The organism is Mesorhizobium sp. M1A.T.Ca.IN.004.03.1.1 (assembly GCF_003997555.1).
In the GTDB taxonomy this organism is placed as follows: Bacteria; Pseudomonadota; Alphaproteobacteria; order Rhizobiales; family Rhizobiaceae; genus Mesorhizobium.
Genome location: NZ_RZTV01000108.1, coordinates 1 through 340 on the forward strand (window position 1 = coordinate 1; position 340 = coordinate 340).

Genomic DNA, 340 nt, shown 5'->3' on the forward strand with positions numbered 1-340 from the left:
CCCCGAAATCGAGAAGATCAAGAAGCTCGGGGTGACCGCACTTGTGGAATGCTCGACGGGCGGTGTCGGACGCCGTGCGGATATCGATCTTGCCGTGTCGCTCGCGACGGATTTTCCGATCGTCGTTCCCACTGGCAATTACCGCGAGCCCTGGATTCCCGAATGGGTCCGCCATGCTTCCGAGAAGGAGCTGGAGACGTGGATGCTGCGCGAACTGACGGATGGCATCGGCGAGACCGGGTTCCAGGCAGGCTGGATCAAGCTCAGCGCCGGCGATGACGGCATGACGGCGCTCGAGACGAAAATCCTGCGCGCAGCCGCGCGCGCTGCGGCGCAGACA

1 pseudogene is annotated in these 340 nt (G+C 63.8%); it reads left to right on the forward strand.

Annotated features, from left to right (window positions below):
* A pseudogene (locus EOD29_RS30915) lies at positions 1 to 340 on the forward strand (esterase); the annotation flags it as partial.